An 8,985-nucleotide genomic window follows, 5' to 3' on the forward strand; every position below is an offset into this window, starting at 1 on the left:
ACCGCGACGACATCGGCGCCGGCTGCCACGCCCTCCTGCACGAGCGCCGCGCCGACCGCGCCGTTCGCCCCGACCACGACGAGCGTTTCGCCGGGCCGTACGGCCGCCCGCAGGTGCAACGAGGCGACGGCGGTCGTAGCCGGGTGCAGCGAGGCGACGAAGGCGACGGGGTCGGCGGCATCCGGCACGTCGTACAGGCGGTCGCGATCGACGACGACGAGCTCGGCGGTCGCACCGGGGCGTCCGGCGTAGCCCGCGGAGCTCGTCCAGACCCGATCACCGGGGGAGAGGTCGTCGACGCCGGCCCCCAGGGCATCGACGACGCCGACGAGATCGCGGCCCACCGCGACGGGGAACGCCAGGGGAGTGTTCCAGCGGCCGGAGCGGACCAGCGTGTCCACGGCATCCACGGCCACTGCCTGAGGACGCACCCGCACTTGTCGGGGACCCGGCTCGGGGTCGGGGAGCTCACCCCACTCGATCACCGACGGGTCGCCCGTGCGCAAGAAAGAAGCAGCGTGCACGATGGCTCCCGTCGTCGGATGGGGAGAGGCTAGCCCCTGCCGCGACGCGGCGCACGTGGGGTCCCCGAGACGTGGCATCCCTCCGTTCGTAGGGGTGCGGGTCGGGGGGTTTCGGCCTGGTCGGGTAGGGTTGTGGATTGGCGAAGATCTCTCGATATCAAGAGAGTTCGCCTCCTCCCACCACCGATCGCCCAGCGAAGGATTGTCCGTGGATCTCTACGAGTACCAGGCACGTGACCTGTTCGAAAAGTACGAGGTGCCGGTACTCGCCGGCATCATCGCCGACACCCCTGAGGAGGCGAAGGCCGCTGCCGAGAAGATCGGTGGAGTCGTCGTCGTCAAGGCTCAGGTCAAGACCGGAGGCCGCGGCAAGGCCGGCGGCGTCAAGGTCGCCAAGAACCCCGACGAGGCATTCGAGGCGGCCCAGGCCATCCTCGGCCTCGACATCAAGGGCCACGTCGTCAAGCGCGTCATGGTCGCCGCCGGCGCCCGCATCGCCAAGGAGTACTACTTCTCGGTGCTGCTCGACCGCTCCAACCGCTCCTACCTGTCGCTCTCGAGCGTCGAGGGTGGAATGGAGATCGAAGAGCTCGCCGTCGAGCGCCCCGAGGCGCTCGCCCGCATCGAGGTCGACCCGATCGAGGGCATCACGCCCGAGAAGGCGCTCGAGATCGCGAAGGCGGCGAAGTTCGACGACGAGACGGCCCCCAAGGTGGCCGACGTGTTCGTCAAGCTCTTCAACGTCTACAAGGGCGAGGACGCCACGCTCGTCGAGGTGAACCCCCTCATCCAGAGCGAAGACGGCGACATCATCGCCCTCGACGGCAAGGTCTCGCTCGACGAGAACGCCGGCTTCCGCCACCCCGACCACGAGGGCCTGGAAGACAAGGACGCGGCCGACCCGCTCGAGGCCAAGGCCAAGCAGCACGACCTGAACTACGTCAAGCTCGACGGCCAGGTCGGCATCATCGGCAACGGCGCGGGTCTCGTCATGTCGACCCTCGACGTCGTCGCGTACGCCGGTGAGAAGCACAACGGCGTCAAGCCCGCGAACTTCCTCGACATCGGCGGCGGCGCCTCGGCGACCGTCATGGCCGCCGGTCTCGACGTCATCCTCGGCGACGAGCAGGTCAAGAGCGTCTTCGTCAACGTCTTCGGTGGCATCACCTCGTGCGTCGCCGTGGCCGAGGGCATCGTGAAGGCCCTCGAGATCCTCGGCGACACCGCGACGAAGCCCCTCGTCGTGCGCCTCGACGGCAACCAGGTCGAGGAGGGCCGCGAGATCCTCGCCGCCGCCAACCACCCGCTCGTCACCCTCGCCGCCGGTATGGACGAGGGCGCCGACAAGGCCGCCGAACTGGCCAACGCGTAAGGGACAGGGACAGAGAGAAATGTCGATCTACCTCAACAAGGACTCCAAGGTCATCGTCCAGGGCATCACCGGCGGCGAAGGCACCAAGCACACCGCCCTCATGCTCAAGGCCGGTACGCAGGTCGTCGGCGGCGTGAACGCCCGCAAGGCCGGCACCACGGTCACCCACAAGGACGCCTCCGGCAACGACGTCGAGCTCCCCGTCTACGCGTCGGTCGAAGAGGCCATCCGCGAGACCGGCGCCGACGTGTCGATCGCGTTCGTGCCCCCGGCTTTCACGAAGGACGCGATGGTCGAGGCCATCGACGCCGAGATTCCGCTGCTCGTCGTCATCACCGAGGGCGTGCCCGTCGGCGACACGGCCGAGGCGTGGGCCTACGCGAAGTCGAAGGGCGAGAAGACCCGCATCATCGGCCCCAACTGCCCCGGCATCATCACCCCCGGCGAGGCTCTCGTGGGCATCACGCCCGCGAACATCACCGGCAAGGGACCGATCGGCCTCGTGTCGAAGTCGGGCACCCTGACCTACCAGATGATGTTCGAGCTGCGCGACCTCGGCTTCTCGACCGCTATCGGCATCGGCGGCGACCCGGTCATCGGCACCACGCACATCGACGCCCTCGCCGCGTTCGAGGCCGACCCCGAGACCAAGGCCATCGTCATGATCGGTGAGATCGGTGGAGACGCCGAAGAGCGCGCCGCCGACTTCATCAAGGCGAACGTCACCAAGCCGGTCGTCGGCTACGTCGCCGGCTTCACCGCTCCCGAGGGCAAGACCATGGGCCACGCCGGCGCCATTGTGTCCGGCTCGGCGGGTACGGCTCAGGCGAAGAAGGAGGCCCTCGAGGCCGCCGGCGTCAAGGTCGGCAAGACGCCGTCCGAGGCCGCAGCCCTGATGCGCGAGATCATCGAAGCGCTCTGACGCTTCGCTTTCACGGGCCCGGATGCCATGGCATCCGGGCCCTTTCGCGTGTCCGGGGGTGGGGCGGCAGCGCGGGCCGTGGGGGCGCGAGATCACACGATCGGTCCGAGCACACACGTCGTGAGGCTGCCTGATCGGGCGACGTCGTGCCGGACGTGTGGTCTCGGTGGATTCTGCGGAGCGCTCCCGGTGACACGCCGGCGCGGTCGTGGCTCCGCGCGGCGCGAGGCCGCATCCGCTTGCCGGGGACGCATCGAATCGGCATCCAACGGGTGCGTCCTCGGCAAGCGCGTGCGGCCTCGTGAGAGAGCGACAGCCGAGCCCGCGTCAACGGGCTCAGCCGAGCAGCGCCTCCACGGGCCCGCGAGCGAAGAAGATCACGAAGCCGGCGGCGACGATCCACAGCAGCGGGCTCACCCGGCGGGCTCGACCCGAGAGGGCCTGGATCAGCACCCAGCTGACGAAGCCGGCGCCGATGCCGTTGGCGATCGAGTAGGTCAGGGGCATCACGGTCACGGTGAGGAAGACCGGGATGAGCACCGACAGGTCGCTCAGGTCGACGTGGCGGATCTGGCCCATCATCAGCGCCCCCACGATCACCAGCGCTGCGGCGGCGATCTCGGTGGGCACGATGCTCGTCAGCGGAGTGAAGAACATCGCCAGCAGGAACAGGGCTCCGGTCACGACGTTCGCGAGACCCGTTCGGGCTCCCTCGCCGATACCCGATCCCGACTCGATGAACACGGTGTTGGACGACGACGAGGTGGCGCCGCCCGCGACGGCGCCGATCCCCTCGATCACCAGCGCCGAACGCAGGCGCGGGAACGTGCCGTCGGGGGCGGCGAGTCCCGCCTCGCGGGAGAGCCCGGTCATCGTGCCCATGGCGTCGAAGAAGTTCGTGAAGACGAGCGTGAAGACGAGCATGAGGGCGGCGAGAACGCCGATGCGGCCGAAAGAACCGACCAGGTCGACCTGGCCGACGAGCGAGAGGTCGGGCAGGCTCACGAGCTGTGCGGGAAGGGTGGGAACGCTGAGGCCCCATCCTCCGGGGTTGCCGTCGGCGCGGGCGCCGAGGTGCGCGACCGCCTCGATGATCACCGCGATGACCGTGCCCGACAGCAGTCCGATGAGCAGGGCCGCCTTCACCTTGCGCACGAGCAGCACGGCGGTGATGACCAGCGTCAGCACGAACAGGGCGGTGGGGATGGTCGTGATCGAGCCGCCGACACCGAGACCGACCGGGGGAGAGCTGAGCCCGGTCGAGGTGACCAGCCCGCTGTCGACGAAGCCGATGAACGCGATGAACAGGCCGATGCCGACCGTGATGGCGGTCTTCAGCGCGAGCGGCACGGCCTCGAAGATCATGCGGCGAAGACCGGTGACGGCGAGCAGCACGATGATGAGGCCGTTGATGACGACGAGACCCATCGCCTCGGGCCACGTGACCCCGCCGACGATGCCGACGGCGAGGAACGAGTTGATGCCGAGCCCCGCGGCGAACGCGAAGGGCAGGCGCGTGACGAGGCCGAACAGCATCGTCATGACGCCGGCGGTCAGGGCGGTGACGGCCGCCACCTGCGGGAAGCCGAGGGCGTTGCCCGCGACGTCGGGGGTGCCCGACAGGATGATCGGATTCAGGATGACGATGTAGGCCATCGTCACGAAGGTGACGACGCCGCCGCGCACCTCGGCGCCGACGGTCGACCCGCGGGCGGTGATCTCGAAGAACCGGTCGAGGCGGTTCTTCGGTGCGGCGGCTGCGGTGGTCTCGGGAGCGGAAGCGCTCATGAAGGCTCCAGAAAAAGGGGGGAGGGGCTAGACCGGAGGGGAAGACGCCGACGTATCGTGTGAGCTATGTCACTCTCAGGAGAGTATCTCCCCAGCACCAGCGAATGGGCCCGTCAGCAGGCGGAGACGTTCGAAGCCACGGGGGGCCAGGAGTCCGCCGACATGCGGGGCGTACCCATCATCGTCCTCACCACGGTCGGCGCCAAAACCGGGGGGCTCCGAAAGACCGCCCTCATGCGTGTCGAGCACGACGGCAAGTACGCGGTCGTGGCATCCAAGGGAGGCGCCCCGGAGCATCCCGCGTGGTTCTACAACCTCGTGAAGAACCCCCGCGTCGCCCTGCAGGACGGCGACGTGAAGAAGGAGTACGACGCGCACCAGGCCGAGGGCGCCGAGCGCGAGGAGTGGTGGGGCTACGCGACCGAGGTCTGGCCCGACTACGACGAGTACCAGACGAAGACGGATCGGCGCATCGAGCTGTTCGTGCTCGAGCCGGTCGACTGACGCCCGGCGCGGGCGCTCTCGCCCCGCGCGTCCCCGCCCCGCCTTGTTGAGCGTCCACGACACGCCGCTGCGCCTCCGTGGAGGCGGCGTGTTGTGGACACTCGACGTGCGTGCGACCGTGCTCCGCGGCGGGGAGGCGGCGCCGCCCGTCGAGCCGTTGAGTGTCCAAGACATGCCGCTCCGCTTCCCTGAAGGCGGCGTGTTCTGGACACTCGACAGGGGGTGGTCGCCCCGGAGGGAAGAGGGGCGGGCGCTTTCGCCCCGCCTCTTGAGTGTCCACGACACGCCGCTGCGTCCGGGTGGATGCGGCGTGTTGTGGACACTCGACGGGCGAGGGGGCCGGATGCCGCGGCGCAAACCTCACACGAACACCGCCGCCGCGTGAGAGAAACGTTCGCCGGGGGTAACGCCGGGGCGCGGGCGGGGAAACCTCCGTTGCTTAGCGTCGGGGCATGGCCCGCACGAACCCCGCAACCGGTACGAAACACGCCGCTGACCGCCGCGCAAAGTCCGCCGCGTACCGTGACGACGTGCTCCACCCCGCGTCATCCGGATCCGTCGTCGTCGTCGGCGCGGGCATGGTGGCGCACCGATTCGTCGAGAGCCTCACCAGCCGCGACACCGACGGACGCTGGTCGGTCACGGTGCTCGGCGACGAGGCCCGCGGCCCCTACGACCGCGTGGGCCTGACCGGCTACTTCAGCGGCAAGACGCCCGACGACCTCGCCCTCGACCCCGCCGTGCTCGACCACGAGCGCGTGCGCGTCGAGACCGACGCCCGCGTCACCAAGATCGACCGCGCGGCCCGCACCGTCACCACCGCCGGCGGCTCCACGCACTCCTACGACCGCCTCGTGCTGGCCACCGGCTCGTACGCCGCACGGCTCGCCCTCGACGGGTTCGACCACCAGGGCTGCTTCGTCTACCGCACCCTCGAGGATGTCGCCGGCATGCGCGACTGGGTCGCGAAGCGCACCGCGCAGCTGGGTCGTCCCCTGCGCGGTGCCGTCGTCGGTGGGGGCCTGCTCGGCCTCGAAGCCGCGGGGGCCCTGCAGGCCGAGGGCGTCTCGCCGTTCGTGCTGCAGTCGAACGAGCGCCTCATGTCGGCCCAGCTCGACCTGGGCGGCGCGAAGGCGTTGCAGCGGCTCATCGAATCCCGCGGCATCGAGGTGCGCACGAGCTCGGTGACGACCCGGGTGGATGCCGACAAGTCCGGCGCCGTGTGCGGCATCGAGCTGCGTGACGGCACGTGGGAGGCCGTCGACATCGTCGTCTTCACCGTCGGTGTGCGCCCGCGCGACGAACTGGCCCGCACCGCCGAACTCGCCGTCGACGCCCGCGGCGGCGTCGTGATCGACGAGGGATGCGACACCTCCGACCCCTCCATCCTCGCGATCGGCGAGGTCGCGAACTTCGACGGCCAGTGCATCGGTCTCGTCGCCCCGGGCTACGCGATGGCCGAGGTCGCCGCGACCCGCCTGCTGGGAGGTGCGGCGTCGTTCCCCGGCTTCGACACCTCGGCCAAGCTCAAGCTCTCGGGCGTCGAGGTCGCCAGCTTCGGCGACGCGTTCGCAGAGACGCCGAACGCGCTCGACGTCACCTACGCCGATCCGGTGTCGGGCGTCTACAAGAAGCTCGTGCTCAGCGACGATGCGCAGACCCTGCTCGGCGGCATCCTGGTCGGCGACGCGTCGGCGTACACCTCGCTCCGCCCCCTCGTCGGTCGCGCCCTCGGCGGCGATCCGGCTGCGTACCTCATGCCCTCCGACCTCGCGCCGGCCCCGCAGGGCGACCTGCCGGCCGACGCCATCATCTGCTCGTGCAACGGCGTGACCGCGGGCACCGTTCGGGACGCCGTCACCGAGCACAACTGTGCGGATGCCGCGGAGGTCAAGGCGTGCACGAAGGCGGGAGCGGCGTGCGGCTCGTGCTTCACGCTCGTGAAGAAGCTCGTGGCGACCGAGCTGGCGGCATCCGGAAAGGAAGTGTCGAACGGCCTGTGCGAGCACTTCGCGTTCACCCGCGCGCAGCTCTTCGACGCCGTGCGCGTGTCGGAACTGAAGACGTTCACCTCGATCGTCGAGCGCTTCGGCACCGGCCGCGGCTGCGACATCTGCAAGCCGGCGCTCGCCAGCATCCTGGCGAGCCTGTACTCGGGGCACGTGCTCGACGGCGAGCTCGCGACGATGCAGGACACCAACGACCACGTCATGGCCAACATCCAGCGTGACGGCAGCTACAGCGTGGTGCCGCGCATCGCGGGCGGCGAGATCACTCCCGAGGGGCTCGTCGTGATCGGCGAGGTCGCGCGCGACTTCGGGCTCTACACGAAGATCACCGGCGGTCAGCGCATCGACCTGTTCGGCGCCCGCCTCGACCAGCTGCCCGATATCTGGAGGCGCCTGGTCGACGCCGGCTTCGAGTCGGGACACGCGTACGGCAAGTCGCTGCGCACGGTGAAGTCGTGCGTCGGCTCGACCTGGTGCCGGTACGGCGTCCAGGACTCCGTCGGCATGGCCGTGCAGCTCGAACTGCGCTATCGCGGTCTGCGCTCGCCGCACAAGATCAAGTTCGGCGTCTCGGGCTGCGCGCGCGAGTGCGCCGAGGCCCGCGGCAAGGACGTCGGGGTCATCGCGACCGAGGCCGGCTGGAACATGTACGTCGGCGGCAACGGCGGATTCACCCCGCGTCACGCGGTGCTCTTCGCCGAGGGGCTCGACGACGAGGGGCTGCTGCGGGCGATCGACCGCTTCCTGATGTTTTACATCCGCACCGCCGACCGGCTGCAGCGCACAGCCCCCTGGATGCAGGACTACGAGGGCGGTCTCGACGCGCTGAAGGCGGTCGTGTTCGACGACGCGCTCGGCATCGCGGACGACCTCGACCGGGCCATGGCCGCCCACATCGACAACTACGAGGACGAATGGGCCGCGACCCTCGCCGACCCCGAGAAGCTCAAGCGCTTCCAGAGCTTCGTCAACGCCCCCGAGGTCGCCGACCCCTCGCTCGCGTACGTCGCCGAGCGCGGCCAGGCCCGCCCCGCCACCGCCGAGGAGCGGACCTCCGGTGCCGTGTTCATCGGCGGCACGACGCTGGCGGTGCGCTCATGACGATCGTGGATGCTACGAGGACGGATGCCATGACACCTCACCCCTCCACCCTGCCCGCCGCGACGGTCCTCGCCTCCGCCGCGCCCGACACCGCCGCGTCGGAACCCGGTGCATCGGAGCCCGCGGCCTCGGCGTCGAGGGCCTCGGCGTCCGCGACCCCGGCGTCCGCTGCCCCCGCCGCGACCCCCGCCGCGGGCTGGGTGCGTGTGTGCCGCGTCGACGACCTGCTCGTCGAGCGGGGGGCCGCCGCCCTCATCGGCGACCGGCAGATCGCACTGTTCCGCACCTTCGACGGTCGGCTCTACGCCACCGACCAGATCGATCCGTTCAGCGGCGCCGCCATCATGTCGCGCGGCATCGTCGGCGATCGAGCGGGCGTACCCACCGTGGCATCCCCGATGTACAAGCAGGTGTTCGACCTGCGCACAGGCGGCTGCCTCGACACGCAGGGCAAAGAGCCGCAGTCCCTCGCCGTTCATCCGGTGGCCGTCGCCGACGGCGATGTGCTCGTGAAGATCCCAGGAGACCCCCGATGATCGCTCTCGCAGGCCTCGACCTCACCGACCGCCTCGTCGTCTGCGTGGGCGCGGGCCGCGTCGCCGAGAAGCGCATCGGGCGCCTCCGTGCCGCGGGCGCCCGCGTGCGCGTCGTCGCGCCCGAGGCGACCGAGGGTCTCACCGCGCTCGCCGCCGCCGGCGACATCGAGTGGCTCGCCCGCCCGTTCGACCCGAGCGACCTCGATGACGCCTGGTTCTGTCACACCGC

The 8,985-nt window shown here is 70.1% G+C and carries 8 protein-coding genes; 6 read left to right on the forward strand and 2 right to left on the reverse strand.

Annotated features, from left to right (window positions below; translation table 11 throughout):
- Positions 1 to 524 (reverse strand): alcohol dehydrogenase catalytic domain-containing protein (locus tag RWP81_RS11245; protein ID WP_314456139.1); only part of this gene is annotated, 524 nt, incomplete at its 3' end.
- 208 nt (positions 525 to 732) lie between these two features.
- Here RWP81_RS11245 and sucC point away from each other — a divergent pair.
- Entirely contained in the window at positions 733 to 1,896 is a 1,164-nt protein-coding gene (gene sucC, locus RWP81_RS11250) for an ADP-forming succinate--CoA ligase subunit beta (protein WP_314456141.1), read from the forward strand.
- A gap of 19 nt (positions 1,897 to 1,915) precedes the next feature.
- On the forward strand, positions 1,916 to 2,818 hold the full coding sequence (sucD, locus tag RWP81_RS11255; RefSeq protein ID WP_314456143.1) for a succinate--CoA ligase subunit alpha: 903 nt from the start codon (positions 1,916 to 1,918) through the stop codon (positions 2,816 to 2,818).
- 336 nt (positions 2,819 to 3,154) lie between these two features.
- Here the strand turns inward: sucD and RWP81_RS11260 are convergent, their stop codons facing one another.
- Entirely contained in the window at positions 3,155 to 4,606 is a 1,452-nt protein-coding gene (locus RWP81_RS11260; protein WP_314456145.1) for an NCS2 family permease, read from the reverse strand.
- A 66-nt stretch (positions 4,607 to 4,672) separates the two neighbouring features.
- On the opposite strand from RWP81_RS11260, the gene RWP81_RS11265 reads away from it, so the two are divergent.
- From RWP81_RS11265 to RWP81_RS11280, 4 genes are all read left to right on the forward strand, one after another.
- Complete coding sequence (locus RWP81_RS11265) at positions 4,673 to 5,110, forward strand: nitroreductase family deazaflavin-dependent oxidoreductase (RefSeq protein WP_314456147.1); 438 nt, start codon at positions 4,673 to 4,675, stop codon at positions 5,108 to 5,110.
- A gap of 452 nt (positions 5,111 to 5,562) precedes the next feature.
- On the forward strand, positions 5,563 to 8,220 hold the full coding sequence (gene nirB / locus RWP81_RS11270; RefSeq protein ID WP_314456149.1) for a nitrite reductase large subunit NirB: 2,658 nt from the start codon (positions 5,563 to 5,565) through the stop codon (positions 8,218 to 8,220).
- A gap of 29 nt (positions 8,221 to 8,249) precedes the next feature.
- Entirely contained in the window at positions 8,250 to 8,756 is a 507-nt protein-coding gene (gene nirD, locus RWP81_RS11275; protein WP_399540588.1) for a nitrite reductase small subunit NirD, read from the forward strand.
- The coding region (locus RWP81_RS11280; protein ID WP_314456150.1) for an NAD(P)-dependent oxidoreductase at positions 8,753 to 8,985 on the forward strand (233 nt) is incomplete at its 3' end. The genes nirD and RWP81_RS11280, both read left to right, overlap by 4 nt.

The sequence above is a fragment of the uncultured Microbacterium sp. genome (genome assembly GCF_963521695.1).
GTDB lineage: Bacteria > Actinomycetota > Actinomycetes > Actinomycetales > Microbacteriaceae > Microbacterium.